The sequence below is a fragment of the Kitasatospora sp. NPDC058406 genome (assembly GCF_042722765.1).
In the GTDB taxonomy this organism is placed as follows: Bacteria; Actinomycetota; Actinomycetes; order Streptomycetales; family Streptomycetaceae; genus Kitasatospora.
Genome location: NZ_JBHXKE010000187.1, coordinates 1 through 15,736 on the forward strand (window position 1 = coordinate 1; position 15,736 = coordinate 15,736).

At 75.1% G+C, this 15,736-nt stretch carries 9 protein-coding genes and 2 pseudogenes; 10 read left to right on the forward strand and 1 reads right to left on the reverse strand.

Translation table 11 applies throughout. From position 1 onward, the window contains the following. From ACFWOG_RS29445 to ACFWOG_RS29485, 9 genes and pseudogenes are all read left to right on the forward strand, one after another. Positions 1-186, forward strand: a pseudogene (locus ACFWOG_RS29445) (ketoreductase domain-containing protein); the annotation flags it as partial. An 18-nt stretch (positions 187-204) separates the two neighbouring features. Next, positions 205-978 (forward strand): phosphopantetheine-binding protein, encoded by a 774-nt coding sequence (locus ACFWOG_RS29450; RefSeq protein ID WP_380361877.1) that lies wholly within the window; start codon positions 205-207, stop codon positions 976-978. Between the two features lie 47 nt (positions 979-1,025). After that, positions 1,026-7,007: pseudogene (locus ACFWOG_RS29455) on the forward strand (SDR family NAD(P)-dependent oxidoreductase); the annotation flags it as partial. Then, positions 7,004-7,759: a thioesterase II family protein gene (locus ACFWOG_RS29460; protein WP_380361863.1), complete on the forward strand. Its 756-nt coding sequence runs from the start codon at positions 7,004-7,006 to the stop codon at positions 7,757-7,759. The pseudogene ACFWOG_RS29455 and the gene ACFWOG_RS29460, both read left to right, overlap by 4 nt. 9 nt (positions 7,760-7,768) lie before the next feature. Next, the gene (locus ACFWOG_RS29465; protein WP_329881374.1) at positions 7,769-8,824 is read left to right on the forward strand and encodes a sulfotransferase; all 1,056 of its coding nucleotides are present in this window, start codon (positions 7,769-7,771) and stop codon (positions 8,822-8,824) included. Between the two features lie 151 nt (positions 8,825-8,975). Next, the gene (locus ACFWOG_RS29470; protein ID WP_329881373.1) at positions 8,976-9,203 is read left to right on the forward strand and encodes a hypothetical protein; all 228 of its coding nucleotides are present in this window, start codon (positions 8,976-8,978) and stop codon (positions 9,201-9,203) included. A gap of 34 nt (positions 9,204-9,237) precedes the next feature. Then, entirely contained in the window at positions 9,238-10,584 is a 1,347-nt protein-coding gene (ccrA, locus tag ACFWOG_RS29475) for a crotonyl-CoA carboxylase/reductase (protein ID WP_329951194.1), read from the forward strand. Between the two features lie 2 nt (positions 10,585-10,586). Further along, positions 10,587-11,576 carry a 3-oxoacyl-ACP synthase III family protein gene (locus ACFWOG_RS29480; protein WP_380361866.1) on the forward strand — a complete coding sequence of 330 codons (990 nt, stop codon included), beginning with the start codon at positions 10,587-10,589 and terminating at the stop codon, positions 11,574-11,576. Between the two features lie 214 nt (positions 11,577-11,790). Next, on the forward strand, positions 11,791-13,809 hold the full coding sequence (locus tag ACFWOG_RS29485; RefSeq protein WP_380361868.1) for a SpoIIE family protein phosphatase: 2,019 nt from the start codon (positions 11,791-11,793) through the stop codon (positions 13,807-13,809). 68 nt (positions 13,810-13,877) lie between these two features. On the opposite strand, the gene ACFWOG_RS29490 is transcribed toward ACFWOG_RS29485, so the two are convergent. Next, on the reverse strand, positions 13,878-14,621 hold the full coding sequence (locus tag ACFWOG_RS29490) for an SOS response-associated peptidase (protein ID WP_329881369.1): 744 nt from the start codon (positions 14,619-14,621) through the stop codon (positions 13,878-13,880). A 354-nt stretch (positions 14,622-14,975) separates the two neighbouring features. Between ACFWOG_RS29490 and ACFWOG_RS29495 the strand changes: the two genes are divergently transcribed. Further along, positions 14,976-15,464, forward strand: a complete 489-nt coding sequence (locus ACFWOG_RS29495; protein ID WP_380361871.1) for a hypothetical protein — start codon at positions 14,976-14,978, stop codon at positions 15,462-15,464. Positions 15,465-15,736 lie beyond the last annotated feature (272 nt).

Sequence of the window (15,736 nt, forward strand, 5' to 3'; positions counted from 1 at the left end):
GACGCCGCGCGCAACCTCGCCGCCGCGACGGAGGGCCGGACGCTCAGCGCCTTCGTCCTCTACTCCTCGGCGGCCGGTCTGTTCGGCAACGCCGGTCAGGGTAACTACGCCGCGGCCAACGCCTTCCTGGACGCGTACGCGACCCAGCTGCGGTCGCAGGGAGTCCCGGCGACCTCCCTCGCCTGGGGCCTGTGGGACGCGGGGATGGGCGAGTCCCTCACCGACGCCGACCGGGAGCGGATGCGGCGCGGCGGTGTCCTGCCGCTCACGGCGGAACAGGGCCTCGCCGCGCTCGACGCCGCGCTCGGCACCGGCGAGCCGCTGGTCGCCCCGCTCGCCCTCGACCCGGCCGCGCTCGGCCAGGCGGCCGAGGTCGGCCTGCTGCCCCCGCTGCTGGCCGGGTTGGTCCGCGCACCGCGTAGCCGCCGGGACGTGTCGGCGGGGCCGGCACTGGGCCGGCGCCTGGAGGGCCTGCCCGCCGAGGACCAGGACCGGATCGTGCTCGAAGCCGTCCAGGGTCAGGTCGCGGCCGTGCTGGGGTACGACTCCGGCGCCGCCGTCCCGGTCGCGCGGCCGTTCAGCGAGCTGGGCTTCGACTCGCTCATCGCGGTCGACCTGCGCAACCGCCTGATGGCCGTGACGGGCCTGCGACTGCCGTCCACGCTGGTCTTCGACTACCCGAACACCGCCGCTCTCGCCGCTCACCTCGCCGAGCGGCTCAGGCCCGCCACGGTCTCCCCGGTGGCGGCCCTCCTGGCCGAACTCGACCGGCTCGAAAAGGGGTTGCAGGCGGCGTCGGCCGGTGACGACGAGCGGTCGCGGGTGACCGCCAGGCTGCACGGCCTGCTCGCCGCCTGGCAGGGCGCGGACACGGTGCCGACCGGCGGCACCGGCGGCGCCGTCCTCGTCGACGAGTTGGAAGCCGCCACCGACGACGAGATGTTCGACCTGATCGGCAAGGAATTCGGAATCTCCTGACCCGCCGCAGCAACGAGAGGCAACAGCACATGAGCGAGCCAGGCCGGGTCCCCGAGGATCGGCTGCGTTACTTCCTCAAACGAGTCACCGCCGAGCTCCACGACACCCGGGAGCAGCTCCGCGGGGCCGAGCAGGCCGCGTCCGAGCCGATCGCGATCGTCGGGACGGCCTGCCGGTTCCCCGGCGGGATCGGTTCGCCCGAGGACCTGTGGGAGCTGGTGGCCGCGGGCCGGGACGCGATCGGGACGTTCCCGACCGATCGTGGCTGGGACGTGGAGAACCTCTACCACCCCGACCCCGACCACCCGGGTACGTCGTACTCCCGGGACGGCGGATTCCTGTCCGGGGCCGCCGACTTCGACCCGACGGTGTTCGGGATCTCGCCGCGCGAGGCGCTGGCGATGGACCCGCAGCACCGGCTGCTGCTGGAGACGTCGTGGGAGGCGTTCGAGCGGGCCGGGATCGACCCGCTGGGGCTGCGTGGCTCGCGGACCGGTGTGTTCGCGGGCGTCATGTACAACGACTACGCGCTGGTGATGGGCAACTCGGCGGAGGCGGCCGAGGGATTCCTGGGCACCGGCGGGAGCATCGCGTCCGGCCGGGTCGCCTACACCTTCGGTCTGGAGGGGCCGACACTCACCGTCGACACCGCGTGTTCCTCCTCCCTGGTCGCCCTGCACCTGGCGGTGCAGGCGCTGCGGAACCGGGAGTGCGAGCTGGCGCTCGCCGGGGGCGTCACCGTGATGGCGACCCCGAACACGTTCATCGGGTTCTCGCGCCAGCGCGGCCTGGCGCCCGACGGCCGGTGCAAGTCGTTCGCCGAGGGGGCGGACGGCACCGGCTGGGGCGAGGGTGTCGGCATGCTGCTCGTGGAGCGGCTCTCGGACGCGCAGCGCCTGGGCCACCCGGTCCTCGCGGTCGTCCGGGGGAGTGCCGTGAACTCCGACGGCGCGTCGAACGGCCTGACCGCCCCGAACGGGCCCTCGCAGCAGCGGGTGATCCGCCAGGCGCTGGCCAACGCACGGCTCGGCACCGGCGACGTGGACGTGGTGGAGGCCCACGGCACGGGCACGCCGCTGGGCGACCCGATCGAGGCCCAGGCCCTCCTGGCGACCTACGGCCAGGACCGTGCGGAGAACGAGCCGTTGTGGCTGGGTTCGGTGAAGTCGAACCTCGGTCACACGCAGGCGGCGGCGGGTGTGGCCGGCATCATCAAGATGGTGGAGTCGATGCGGCACGGCGTGCTGCCCGGCACGCTGCACGTGGATGAGCCGTCGTCGCACGTGGACTGGTCGGCGGGCTCGGTGGAGCTGCTGACCGAGGCGCGTGACTGGCCCGCGACCGGCCGGCCGCGCCGGGCGGCGGTGTCCTCGTTCGGGATCAGCGGCACCAACGCCCACGTCATCCTCGAAGCCGCACCGGCCACCGAGCCGGCCGCCGCCCCGGCCGAGACGCCTCCGCCGGCCACCCCCGCGGCCCCGGTCGTCCCGGTCGTCCTCGCGGCGGCCGACGAGACCGCGCTGGACGCCCAGGCCCGCCGACTGGCCGCGTTCCTCACCGATCGTCCGGACGTGCAGCCGGGCGCGGTCGCCCGTACGCTCGCCGACCGGTCCCGGTTGCCGCACCGGGCCGTCGCCCTCGGCCCGGACCGGCCCGCGCTGGCGGCCGCGCTGTCCGAGGGCGGCACCGTCCGGGGCACCGCACGCCCCGGCCGGCTCGCCCTCGTCTTCACCGGCCAGGGTGCCCAGCGGGTCGGCATGGGCCGCGAGCTCTACACGGCGTTCCCGGTGTACGCGGCCGCGTTCGACGCCGTGTGCGCCGCGCTCGGCCTGCCCGCCCACGACCTGCTCGACAACGAGGAGCGGATCCACCGGACCGGGACGGCCCAGCCCGCCCTCTTCGCCGTCGAGGTCGCGCTGGCGGCCCTGCTGGAGCACTGGGGCATCAGGCCGGACGTGGTCGCCGGACACTCGGTCGGCGAGATCACCGCCGCCCACGTGGCCGGGGTCCTCACCCTGGCCGACGCGGCCCGGCTGGTCACCGCACGCGGTCGGCTGATGCAGGCCCTGCCGGCCGGGGGCGGGATGCTCACGGTGCGCGCCGCCGAGGCCGACGTCCGGGCGGCGTGCGGGGACATCGACGTGGCGGCCGTCAACGGGCCCCGCGCGGTCGTGCTCTCCGGATCGGACGCCGCCATCGAGCGGGCCGCGACGGCCGCCGCCGAGCGCGGCTGGAAGACCGGCCGCCTGCGGACCAGCCACGCCTTCCACTCCCGGCTCATGGAGCCGGTGCTCGCCGACTTCGCGAAGGAGGCCGCCGGGCTGACGTTCGCCGAGCCGAGGGTGGCCGCGGTCTCCACCGTCACCGGTGCGGCGGTCGCCGGGGGCGAATGGACCGACCCCGACTACTGGGTCGACCAGGTCCGCCGCCCGGTCCGTTTCGCCGACGCCGTCCACGCACTCGCCGCCCAGGGGGTCACCCGGGTCCTGGAGGTGGGGCCCGACGCGGTGCTCACCACCCTGGTCCAGGAGGCGGACGCCGGGCTGCTGGCCGTGCCGGCGCTGCGCCGCGGGCACACCGAGCCGCTGACCCTCCTGACCTCGGTCGCCACGCTGTTCGTCGACGGCGCCGACGTCGACTGGCGGTCGGTCGTCGGCGGGGCGGGCCGGGCGGACCTGCCGACCTACCCGTTCACCCACCGCCGGCTCTGGCCCCGCCCGCGCCCCGGTGGCGGCGACGCCCACGGCCTCGGCCTGGACCCGACCGGTCATCCGCTGCTCGGTGCCGCGGTCGACCTCCCGGACACCGCCACGGTGGTCCTCACCGGAACGCTCACCGCGGCCACCCAGCCCTGGCTGGCCGAGCACACCGTGCTGGGCCGCGCCGTGCTGCCGGGCACCGCGCTGGTCGAGCTGGCGCTCGCCGCCGGCGAACGCGCCGGCGCGCCGGCGCTGGACGAACTCCTGCTCCAGGCGCCACTGACGCTGTCCGAGCGCGGCACGGTGACCCTCCGGCTCACCGTGACCGAGGAGGACGGCCGACGCCCGGTCACGATCCACTCCCGCGCCGACGACGGCGAGCCGTGGGTCCTGCACGCCACCGGTGTCCTCTCCGCCGCCGAAGCCGCCGACGTCGACGCCGACCTGGTCGACTGGCCGCCGGCCGGAGCCGAGGAGCTGCCGTTGGCCGGGCTGTACGAGGCGTTCGCGGACGCCGGCCTCGACTACGGGCCGGCCTTCCGGGGCCTGCGCCGGCTGTGGCGGCGCGGCGAGGAGGTGTTCGCCGAGGTGCGGACCGACGCGCCGGACGACGGATTCGGGCTGCACCCGGCGCTGTTCGACGCGGTCCTGCACGCGATCGGCCCGGCGGCGCTGCTGTCCGGTGACGGGCTGCGGCTGCCGTTCGCGTTCTCCGGGGTCCACCAGTTCGCCCCGGCCGCCGGTACCTCGCTGCGGGTGCGGCTGACGGCCCGGAGCGGCACCGACACGGTGGGACTCGACCTGGCGGACCCGACCGGCCTGCCGGTCGCCCGGGTCGACCGGCTCACCCTGCGGCCGGTCGCGGCCGGCCAGTTGGGCGGCGGAGCGGCCGAGCGGCTGCTCTACGCGGTGGAGTGGGCCGCGCAGGAGGTGGCGGGTGAGGTGCCGGGTGCGGTGATCCGTCTCGGTGACGCGCTGCCGGTGCCGGTGCCGGTGCTGTTGGTGGATGCGACGGCGGCGGGTGCGGCCCGGGAGCGGGCTGCCGCGTTGCTGGTGCTGCTCCAGTCGTGGCTGGCCGACGCGGCGTGGTCCGAATCGCGCCTGGTGGTGCGGACGTTCGGTGCGGAAGGCGCGGAGATCACCGACGCCGATGGCGCCGCGTTGTGGGGTCTGGTGCGGTCGGCGCAGGCCGAGCATCCGGACCGGCTCCATCTGGTGGACGCGGCCGAGGACGTGTTCTATCCGCTGCCGCAGGCCGTCGTTCGCGAGGCCGTGGTCACTGCGCCGCGTCTGGTACGCCTGTCGGGTTCCGCGTCCGCGCCGGTGGAGTTCGGTGACGGCACGGTCGTCGTGACCGGTGCGACCGGCACCCTGGGGCAGCTGGTCGCCCGGCATCTGGTCGAGACGCACGGGGTCCGTGACCTGCTGTTGCTGTCCCGCTCCGGTGGGGATGCGGGACTCGTCGAGGAGCTCGCTTCGGCGAAGGTGCGGGCGGTGGCCTGTGACGTGGCGGACGCGGAAGCGGTCGCCGCAGCGCTGCGGGGCGAGCCGGTGACCGCGGTGATCCACGCCGCCGGTGTGCTGGACGACGCCCTCCTCGCCGATCTGACGCCCGAGCGCCTCGACACGGTGTTCCGGGTCAAGGTCGACGCCGCGCGCAACCTCGCCGCCGCGACGGAGGACAGGACGCTCAGCGCCTTCGTCCTCTACTCCTCGGTGGCCGGCGTCGTCGGCAACCCGGGCCAGGCCAACTACGCCGCCGCCAACACGTTCCTGGACGCGTACGCGACCGAGCTGCGCGCCCGGGGCGTCCCGGCGACCTCCCTCGCCTGGGGCCTGTGGGACGCGGGCATGGGTGAGAGCCTCACCGACGCCGAGCGGCGGCGGCTGCGCCAGGGCGGAGTCCTCCCGCTCACCGACGAGCAGGGACTCGCCGCCCTCGACGCCGCGCTCGCCGAGGGACGTCCGCTCGTCGTCCCGGTCTCCCTGGACCTGGCCGGACTCCGTGCCGCCGGGGCCGCCGGGGCGCTCCCCGAGATCCTGGCCGGGCTCGCCCCGGCGGGCCGGTCCGGGGGAGGTGTGCCGGACCGGTCCGCGCTCGCGGCCTTCCAGCGCCGGCTGGCGCAACTGCCCGCCGACGAGCGGCGGGAGGCGCTGGCCGACCTGGTCGCCCGGCAGGCCGCCGTCGTCCTCGCCCACACCGGGTCCGACACCGTCGACCCGCACCGGCCCTTCCTGGAGGCCGGATTCGATTCGCTCACGTCGGTGGAACTGCGCAACCGGCTCGGCGCGGCCACCGGACTGCGGCTGCCGACCACGCTGCTGTTCGACCACCCCACCCCCGATGCCCTCGTGGCCCACCTCGCCGGGCAGTTCGCGCCCGGCGACGGGGACCGGCCCGCGCCGGAGGAGGCCGCCGGCACCCTCGGCACGCTGTTCCGGGAAGCCTCCGCCACCGGGCGCAGCGGCGACTTCTTCGGCCTGCTGGTCGCCGCGTCGGAGTTCCGCCCGGCCTTCCGGACGAGTCGCGAGCTGCCCGCGCCGGTTCCGGTGGTGCGGCTGGCCGGGGGCACGGACGCGCCCGGCCTCGTCTGCCTGCCCTCGATCCTGGCCATCTCCGGCCCGCACCAGTACGTCCGGTTCGCCGGCGCCCTGCGCGGCCGGCGGGACGTCGCGGCCGTCGCCGCGCCCGGGTTCGGCCGTGGCGAGCCACTGCCGGCGACGGTGGAGGCGGTGGTCTCGGCGCAGGCCGAGGCGATCCTGGCGCACACCGGCGGGTCGCCGATCGCGCTGGTCGGACACTCCTCGGGCGGCATGCTCGCGCACGCGGTGGCCGCCGAACTGGAGCGTGCCGGCGCGGCCGTGGACGCGCTGGTGCTCATCGACATCTACTCGCACGACGTCGAGGCGCTCGCGGGCATCCAGCCGGTCCTCAGCGCCGGCATGATCGAGCGGGAGGACGGCTACGTCCCGATGGACGACACCCGGCTGACCGCGATGGGCGGCTACGTCCGGCTGTTCCACGGGTGGCAGCCGACCCCGATCCGGGCCCGCACGCTGCTCGTCCGGGCCACCGAGCCCATGTTCGGCTGGTCGCGCGACGGTGACTGGCGCTCGTCGTGGACGCTGCCGCACAGCACGGTGGACACCCCCGGCAACCACTTCTCGGTCATGGAGGAGCACGCCGCGACCACGGCACGGGCGGTCGACGACTGGCTCGCCGCGTCGGCCGGATCCCCCACAGCCCCCGGTCCGTCCTCCTCCGCTCCCGTTTCCTCCTTCTCCTCCACGCCCTCGTCCCCTCTCGAACCGAAAGCCTCCTCCCGATGACCAACGTCGAGTACGACAACCCGTGGGTCCGCCGGTTCCACCACGAACCGAGCGAGGCCACCCTGGTCTGCTTCCCGCACGCCGGTGGATCGGCCAGCTTCTTCTACCCGGTCTCCGACGCGATGCAGTCGACCGTCCAGGTGGTGGCGCTGCAGTACCCGGGCCGGCAGGACCGGCGGCACGAGCGGCCGCTGACCACCGTCGCCGAGCTGGCCGACGAGGCCTTCGCCGCGCTGCGCCCGCTGATGGACCGCCCGCTGGCGTTCTTCGGCCACAGCATGGGCGCCACCGTGGCGTTCGAGGTCGCCGTGCGGATGAAGCGCGAGCAGCTCGAAGCCCCCGTCACGCTGTTCGCCTCGGGCCGCCGCGCCCCCTCCCGGCACCGGGACGAGAACGTGCACAAGCTCGGCGACGACGAGATCGTCGCGGAGCTGAAGACCCTCAGCGGCACCGATGCCCGCATCCTCGGTGACCTGGAGCTGCTGCGGATGATCCTGCCGGCGATCCGCAGCGACTACACGGCCGCCGAGACCTACCGGTACCGGCCCGGACCGGTGCTCGACTGCCCGATCATCGCGCTGACCGGCGACAGCGACCCGAAGGTGACCCTGGACGAGGCCGGCGCGTGGGCCGACCACACCACCGGGGAGTTCGAGCTGCGCTCCTTCGAGGGCGGCCACTTCTACCTCGCCAAGCACCAGCGTGCGGTGATCAACCTGATCAGCGACCAGCTGCTCTCCCTCTCGCTCTGAGGACGGTCCATGACTCCGACGTTCGTCATCAGTACCGGCCGGTGCGGGTCGACGCTGGTCTCCCGGATGCTGCGCGCCCACCCCGAGGTGCTCAGCCTGAGCGAGCTCTTCAGCACCGTGCGCAGCCGTGGCTACCTCGACGGGGCCCCGGACGGCGCGCAGTTCTGGCGGATGCTCAGCGAGCCCGAGCCGACCATGGACATCATGGTCGCCGAGGGACTCAAGGTCTCCGAACTGATCTACCCGTACGGGACCGGGCGGTTCGACCCGGTCGAGGGTGTCCCGGCGATCTGCCACATGACGCTGCCGATGCTCTCCGACGACCCGGACGCGCTCCACGACGAGCTGGCCGGAGAGGTGCCGGGCTGGCCGGCCCGTCCGATCGCGGACCAGTACCGGGCGCTCTTCGCCCACCTGGCCGAACGCTTCGACCGGCCGGTTCCCGTGGAGCGGTCCGGAGGGTCGCTGGGGATGCTGCCCGCGCTGCGGGCGCAGTTCCCCGAGGCCAGGTTCGTCTACCTCACCCGGGACGGTGCCGACTCGGCGCTGTCGATGAGCCGGCACCCCGGGTTCCGGCAGATGCTGCTGGGCCAGGAGGCCGCCCGGATCGCCGGGGTCGCCTCCCCGGGGGAGCTGGGGGAGGCCCAGTTCCGGCTGCTCCCGGAGGAGTTGGGCCGGTTGCTGGCGCTCCCGTCGGAACTGCCGCGGCTGATGCGCCGGGACATCCCGGTCACCGCGTTCGGTGCGCTGTGGTCCACGATGGTCAGCGAGGGCGCCGACGAACTGCTGCGGCTGCCCTCCGAGGAGTGGACCATGATCTCCTACGAGGCCCTGGTCGCGGACGCCCCGGCGGAGCTGACCCGGTTGGCCGGGTTCCTGGGTGTGCCGGCGTCCTCCGCATGGCTGGCGGAGGCCGCCCGGCTGGTGGACCCGGGGCGGCGGGCCGCCTCGGCCCGGCTGGACCCGCGGCTGCTGGCCGCCCTGCGGCGCTCCTGCGCACCCGGCGAGGCCGCCGACGCGGCCCTCGCGGCGGCGGCGGGTGTGACGCTCGTACCCGCCGCGTGAGCGGTCCCGGGGCGCCGGCGGCCGTCCCGTCCGGCGGCGCCCCGGGTCCCACGGAAGGCGTCGGACCCGTAGGGGCGACGCTGGGGTGTGAACGGGCACGGTCGGCCCCAAGGATCGGGGTGGGGAGCACGGCAAGCGGGGGGAGAGCCGGATGCACACGCCGACCGGGACGGCGACGTCCACCCGGTGGCCCGGTGCCGGCGTCGCGCCGGCCCTGCGCGGGCGGTCCTCCGGCGAACCGTCCGGCCGTCCGCACCGCCCCGGGGCCGCCGGCGCCGGCCGCGAGGGCGCACCGGTCCGGCCCGGCGCGGCCTCCCCCTTCCCGGTGCCGGCCGTCGGCGACGTCGGTGACGCCGCCGCGTTCGACGCCACCGGCTGACCGCACACCCGTTCGCGAACGCGAGGACTCTTCCATGGATATCTTGGCCGAAGCGGTGCTCTCCGGTGCCTCCCCGGAGGAACTCGGCGCGCTCCCGCTGCCCGATCTGTTCCCCGCGGCGCACCTGCGGGCCTCGGACGTCGGGATCTTCGACGGCGACGCCGACCCCGACGTCCGGCGGTCGCTGCACGTCGGCCCGGTGCCGATGCCCCGGCTGGCCCCGGACGAGGTGGTCGTCGCGGTGATGGCTAGCTCGATCAACTACAACACCGTGTGGTCGGCGATGTTCAAGCCGATCTCGACGTTCACGGCGCTGAACCGGCTCGCCCGGCAGGGCGGATACGCGGCCCGCCACGACCTGCCGCACCAGATCGTCGGTTCGGACGCCGCCGGCGTGGTGGTCCGGGTCGGCGACGGCGTGCGGCACTGGAACGTCGGCGACCACGTCATGGTCAGCCCGGCCTACGTCGACGACCAGGAGCCGGGCGCGCACGACGACGGCATGATGGGCCCCGGCGGGCGGGCCTGGGGCTACGAGACCAACTTCGGCGGCCTGGCCCACTACACGGTCGCGCGGGCCAGCCAGCTGGTGCCCAAGCCGCCGCACCTGACCTGGGAGGAGGCCGCCTCGATCACGCTGTGCGCGGGCACCGCCTACCGCATGCTGGTCGGCGACCACGGCGCGCAGATCAAGCAGGGCGACGTCGTGCTGGTCTGGGGCGCGACCGGCGGCCTGGGCGGGTTCGCCGTGCAGATGGTCAAGAACGGCGGCGGCATCGCGGTCGGGGTGGTGAGCTCCGACCGGAAGGCGCAGATCCTCCGCGAGCAGGGCTGCGACGTGATCATCGACCGGCGCGAGATCGGCATGGGCGACGACTCGGACGGCACGGCGGACGCGATCGAGTACGGCAAGCGGCTCGGCCGCAGGATCCGGGCCGAGCTCGGGGAGGACCCCAGGGTCGCCTTCGACTACGTCGGCCGGGCCACGTTCGGCACCTCGGTGCACGTCGTGCGGCGCGGCGGCATCGTCGTCACCTGCGGGTCGAGCACCGGCTACCAGCACCAGTACGACAACCGCTACCTGTGGATGAACCTCAAGCGGGTGATCGGCAGTCACATCGCCAACCTTCAGGAGCAGTTCGACACCGCCAGGCTGTTCCGGCAGGGCGGCCTGGTGCCGATCCTCACCGACGTCTTCCCCCTCGCGGAGACCGGCGAGGCGCTGCGCCTGGTGCAGACCAACCGGCACATCGGCAAGGTCGGCGTGCTCTGCCTGGCGCCCGCGGAGGGCCTGGGGGTGACCGACCCGGACGCCCGCGCACGGATCGGCGCCGAGCGGCTCACCTCCTGGCGCCGGTACGCGTCGACGGCGCGGGTGTGACGATGGGCGGGACCGGGATCCTGGCCACCGGGTCGTACGTCCCCGAGCGGATCGTGACCGGCGCCGACATCGCCGGGCCGGCCGGTGTCACCCCGGAGTGGATCGAGCGGAAGACGCGGATCGCCGCCCGCCGCTACGCCGCACCGGACCAGGCCACCTCGGACCTGGCGGCCGAGGCCGCGGCACGGACGCTGCGGCAGGCGGGGCTGCCGGCCTCGGCGCTGCGCTACCTCATCGTCTCCACCTCGACGCCCGACTCGCCGCAGCCGCCCACCTCGCACCTGGTGCAGGACGCACTCGGCGCGCACGGCGCCGCGTGCTTCGACATCAACGTCGTCTGCAGCGGCTTCGTCTACGGCCTGGCTCTGGCCCGGGCCCTGGTGGCCCAGGAGCCCGGCGCGTACGCGCTGGTGGTCGCCGCCGACGTGTACTCGCGGATCCTGGACCCCACCGACCGCAGGACGGTGGTGCTGTTCGGTGACGGCGCCGGGGCGGCGCTGGTCGGTGCCGTGCCGGAGGGCGGTTTCGTGGACGTGGAGCTGACCGGGCACGGGCACGCGCACGGGCTGATCGGGGTGGAGGCCGGCGGCAGCCGGCACCCGGCCACGCACGACACCGTCGAGAACGGCGGCCACTTCTTCCGGATGAAGGGCCGGGCCGTCCGGGACTTCGCCGTGGAGCACGTTCCCGGAGCGGTCCGGACGCTGGTCGAGCGCACCGGCCACCGGTTGGCCGACGTCGACCACTTCGTGCCGCACCAGGCGAACGGCGTGCTGCTGGGCGAGCTGGTGACCCTGGCCGACCTGGACCACGCGCACACGCACCGGACGCTGGAGCGGTACGGCAACACCGGCAGCGCGTCGGTGGCCCTGGCCCTCGACGAGGCCCACCGGGGCGGCCACCTGCGCGCGGGCGACCTGGTGCTGCTCGCCGGGTTCGGCGGCGGCATGTCGCTCGGCGCGGCCCTGCTGAGGTGGACGGCCACGGGGTGACCGCCCGACGGCGCCCCGGCCCCGACCCGGGGCGCCGTCACCCGCGGTGACCGCGCGAGGCGGCGCCTTGGATGCGGAGTGCGGCCCATCGGTGGTTCCATTGCATCGGAACCTGCCGACCGAACGGCGGTCCCGCCTGCCGCCGACACCGGGCCTGAGCGTCCTGCCGTCGTCCGTCGTCCGTCGTCCGGAAACCGGAAAGGGGCCGTCACGGGTGTTCGAGCCGCAGTTGACCCCGGAGGTCTTCGACCGGGCGATCGTGGCGATCGCGCTGACGGCCGGCCGGGAACACCGCCTGGTCTACCGCAACGACGCCTTCCGTGACCTGTTCGGCCCCCGGCCGCTCGGCGTGCCCGTCGGCGAGCTGTTCACCGAACCGCAGGAGGAGGGACTCGTCGACACCCTCGACCTCGTCCTCGCCGACACCACCGCCCGACAGGTCACCACCCCGCGCACCCTGGAGGGCTCCGGCGACGGGGAGCGCGAGCACCGGCACTTCGTCTACAGCTGCTCGCCGGTCGCCTCCCGCTTCGGCCCCGGCGTCCTCGTCGCCGCCATCGACACCACCGGGCAGGTGCACTCCGCCCAGCGCGCCCAGCGCCTGTCGACGGAACGCCTGCACGCCCTCCAGCGCTACGAGGCCCTCGTCTCGGCCGTCTCCCAGCTGGTGTGGACCGCCCAGCCGGACGGCGTGATGACCGAGCTGGTCCCCGGCTGGGAGCGGCTGACCGGGCACCCCTGGCGCGACACCATGGACGAGGCCTGGATGTCGTTGGTCCATCCCAACGACCGCGCCGGCCTGCGGGAACGCTGGATGGAGGCGGAGGCCGGTGAGCCGGCCATGTTCGAACACACCTACCGGCTGCGCTTCGCCTCCGGCGAGTACCGCCACATCACCGCCCGCGGCGTCCCGATCGTGCGCGAGGGCGAGCTCGTGGAGTGGGTCGGTGCGACCGCCGACGTCGAGGACCGCTGGCGCACCCGGCTGCGCGAACGGCTCCTCGCCGACACCATGGCCGTCACCGAGAGCGTGGGACCGGAGGACGCCTTCGCGGCCGTCGCGGGGCTGGTGGTGCCCGAGCTCACGGACGCCTGCACCGTGTTCCTGCTCTCCGAACGGGGCCACGGGGCGACGACCGGCACCCGCATCGCCTCCACCTCCCGCGCGGGCCTGCCCCCGCTGCCCCCGCTCCGGGGGCAGACGTTCCGGCTCGGACCCGTGGCCCTGCGCGCGGTCGCCGACCGCACCCCGGCCCTGCTGACCTTCCCGCCGGGCGAGATCCCCTCCGGCGTGGTGCCCGAGGAGTCCGCGCGCTGGCTGGCCGCCGCCGGCGCCACCAGCCTCACCCTGCTGCCCCTGGTCATCGACGGCACCCCCACCGCCCTCGCCGCGGCCGCCACCTGCCAGGGCTCGCCCCCGCCGGGCCGGGGCGACATCGACCTCCTCCAGGAAGTCCTCCAGCGCGCACAGGGCGCGCTGGGCCAGACCCTGGAGCTCCAGCGCACCCGCCACGCCGCGCTGATCCTCCAGCGGGCCCTGCTCACCGAGCCGCCGGCCGTCCCCGGCGCCCGGCTCGCCGCCCGCTACCAGCCGGGCAACCGCACCGCCGAGGTCGGCGGCGACTGGTACGACGCCTTCCTCCTGCCCGACGGGTCCCTCACCCTGACCATCGGGGACGTCGCCGGCCACGACCTCACCGCCGCCACCACGATGGGCCAGTTCCGCAGCATGCTGCGCTCGGTCGCCTACAACGCGACGCCCGGGCACACGCCCGCCGACACCCTGTCCGCGCTCGACCGGGCCGCCGAGGGCCTCGGCATCGGCTCCTTCGCCACCGCGGTCCACGTCCAGCTCACCCGCTCCGGCCGGGGCTGGTTCGCGGCCTGGTCCAACGCCGGACACCCGCCCCCGCTGCTGCTGCCCGCCGACGGCCCGGCCCGCTACCTCACGTCGGACCTGACGGACGTGCCGCTCTGCGTGGCCCCCGCCGAGGAGCGCCGGACCCACCGCGCCGGCCTCGCCGCCGGTGACACCCTGATCCTCTACACGGACGGACTCGTCGAAGTCCCCGGTGAGCACCTGACCACGGGCCTGGACCGGCTCGCGCACACGGCCGGCCGGGCGCGCGACCGTCCGTTGGACGATCTGTGCGACCACCTGCTCGCCCAGGTCCCCGACGCCCGCGACGACATCGCCCTCCTGGCCTTCCGCCCCGACGTCCCGCCCGCCTGACCGCCCCCGTCCGGCCGCCTCCGGTCGACGCGTCACCGGTCGCGCCGCCGGAACCGCCGGCCCGGCCGCTACCCGGCGAGGCCGAGCGGGTCCGGCACCTCGTCCAGCAGCTGCGGGCCGTCGGAGCGGACGCTGTTCACCGCGGTGGAGACGGCGCGGACGGTGAGGTCGCCGCCGCCCGGGGTGTGCAGCAGGTGGTGGAGCTCGTCGGGATCCGTGGTCGCGGGGTCGAGCCAGGTCGCGAGGTCGGCGGTGGCGATGGTCAGCGGCATCCGGTCGTGGATCCGGCCGGCGCTGTCGGTGGCGTCCCGGGTGACGACGGTCGCGGTGGCCAGCCACGCGGCCGGGTCGTCCTCGGGCACCGCCGGGTCGCGCCAGAACTCGTACAGGCCGGCCATCAGCATCGGTTCCCCGGTGGTGAGGAAGTACGGCTGCTTGTACGCCTTGCGGCCCTCGCCCGCCGGGACGGGCCGCCACTCGAAGTAGCCGTCGGCCGGGATCACGCAGCGCCGCTCGGCGAAGGCCTTCCGGTAGGCCGGCTTCTCGTGGACGGTCTCCGACCGCGCGTTGATCATCCGCGCGCCGCCGGACGCGTCCTTCGACCAGGACGGCACCAGACCCCAGCGCACCGGGCGCACCTGCCGCACCAGCTCACCGGACTCCCGGTCGAGCCGCTCCAGCACGGCCGCCACCGGGTCGGTCGGCGCGACGTTCCAGTTCGGGGCGAGGGTTTCGGCGGGGTCCCAGCGCATCTCCCCGAGCAGGGCGACCAGGTCGACGGGAGTCGTGGTGGAAACGAAGCGTCCGCACATGGGTCCACGATGTCATGCGACGGAAGCCGGGACCCGGCGCGGGTGCCCGCCGGGCGGATACCGGGGCCGGTCGGGGCCGCCGGAAGTGCGCGGCGCGGTCCGACGGCGCGGCGCTGTCCCGCTGGCCGTACCGTGGACGGCCCGGTGCGAGGCCCTTCCCGCGCCCCGGCGGATCCCGGCCCACTGGTCCCGGAGGTGGCGCAGGCCGCACCCCGCGGCGGCCGGACGGGCCCTCGGCCGGGGGACCCGACCGATGTGCGGGGCCGCCGCCCGGCTGCGATGCTGGGGAAGATCCTCAGCTCCGGCGGGCGCAGCGCCCGGGACCGGGCGGAGCGACGCGGGCGGAGGTCCCCGATGGCGAAACTCGTCGAGGTCGTCCTGGAGGAGCTCTACGCCGAGACCGGCGGGTTCGGATCCGACGACTACGTGGACGTGTCGGGCGGCCTCCGGGGAGTGACCTACAACAAGGTCCTGATGACCGGCGGAGCCGTCACGGCGGTGGAGATGGCACGGCACGACGTGTTCACCTTCCCGGAGGGCCCCCTCCGCCTCTTCCGGGGCGAGGCCACGCCCGTCGACGCGGGGATGCGGATCGCCCTGTCCGTCGGGGAGAACCTCGATCCCTCAGAACCGAAGTACTTCGGCTACTTCCTCGACTTCGGCGGGGAGCTGTTCGCGGAGGACATCGCACCGCTGTCCCTGGGCGAGTCCTTCGGGACGATCTCCAGCGCGGACGTCACGCAGCCCGGCCTGGCCCGGCACCAGGACGTGACCTTCGCGCACGAGGGCGCGGGAATCGCCGTACAGGCCCGCTTCCGGCTGGCGGTGGTCCACTACTTCTAGGCCCGCCCCGCGCTCCGGGCGCACCCGGGGTGCGGTGCCCCTGGGCCGGGGCGCAGCGCCCCGGCAGCGGAGTGTTCGCACACCGAGGGCCGCCGGACTGGTCGGGCCACGGGTTTCACCCCGACCCGGCCTCCTCCCGGGTGAACCACGGCCGCGCCGCGCGACGGGAGCGGCCGACGCCGTGCGTTGCTGGGTGGCGGGGCCCCCCCCCCGGGGGCCCCCACCCCCCCGCGGAAGGCCCCCAGCGCAACCGTCAGGCGGCAGCCCGCGGC

Coding starts and splice junctions, on each gene's coding strand:
- ACFWOG_RS29460 (WP_380361863.1), top strand. CDS start 7,004: ATGACCAACGTCGAGTACGACAACCCGTGGGTCCGCCGGTTCCACCAC.
- ACFWOG_RS29450 (WP_380361877.1), top strand. CDS start 205: ATGGGCGAGTCCCTCACCGACGCCGACCGGGAGCGGATGCGGCGCGGC.
- ACFWOG_RS29470 (WP_329881373.1), top strand. CDS start 8,976: ATGCACACGCCGACCGGGACGGCGACGTCCACCCGGTGGCCCGGTGCC.
- ACFWOG_RS29480 (WP_380361866.1), top strand. CDS start 10,587: ATGGGCGGGACCGGGATCCTGGCCACCGGGTCGTACGTCCCCGAGCGG.
- ccrA (WP_329951194.1), top strand. CDS start 9,238: ATGGATATCTTGGCCGAAGCGGTGCTCTCCGGTGCCTCCCCGGAGGAA.
- ACFWOG_RS29495 (WP_380361871.1), top strand. CDS start 14,976: ATGGCGAAACTCGTCGAGGTCGTCCTGGAGGAGCTCTACGCCGAGACC.
- ACFWOG_RS29490 (WP_329881369.1), bottom strand. CDS start 14,621: ATGTGCGGACGCTTCGTTTCCACCACGACTCCCGTCGACCTGGTCGCC.
- ACFWOG_RS29465 (WP_329881374.1), top strand. CDS start 7,769: ATGACTCCGACGTTCGTCATCAGTACCGGCCGGTGCGGGTCGACGCTG.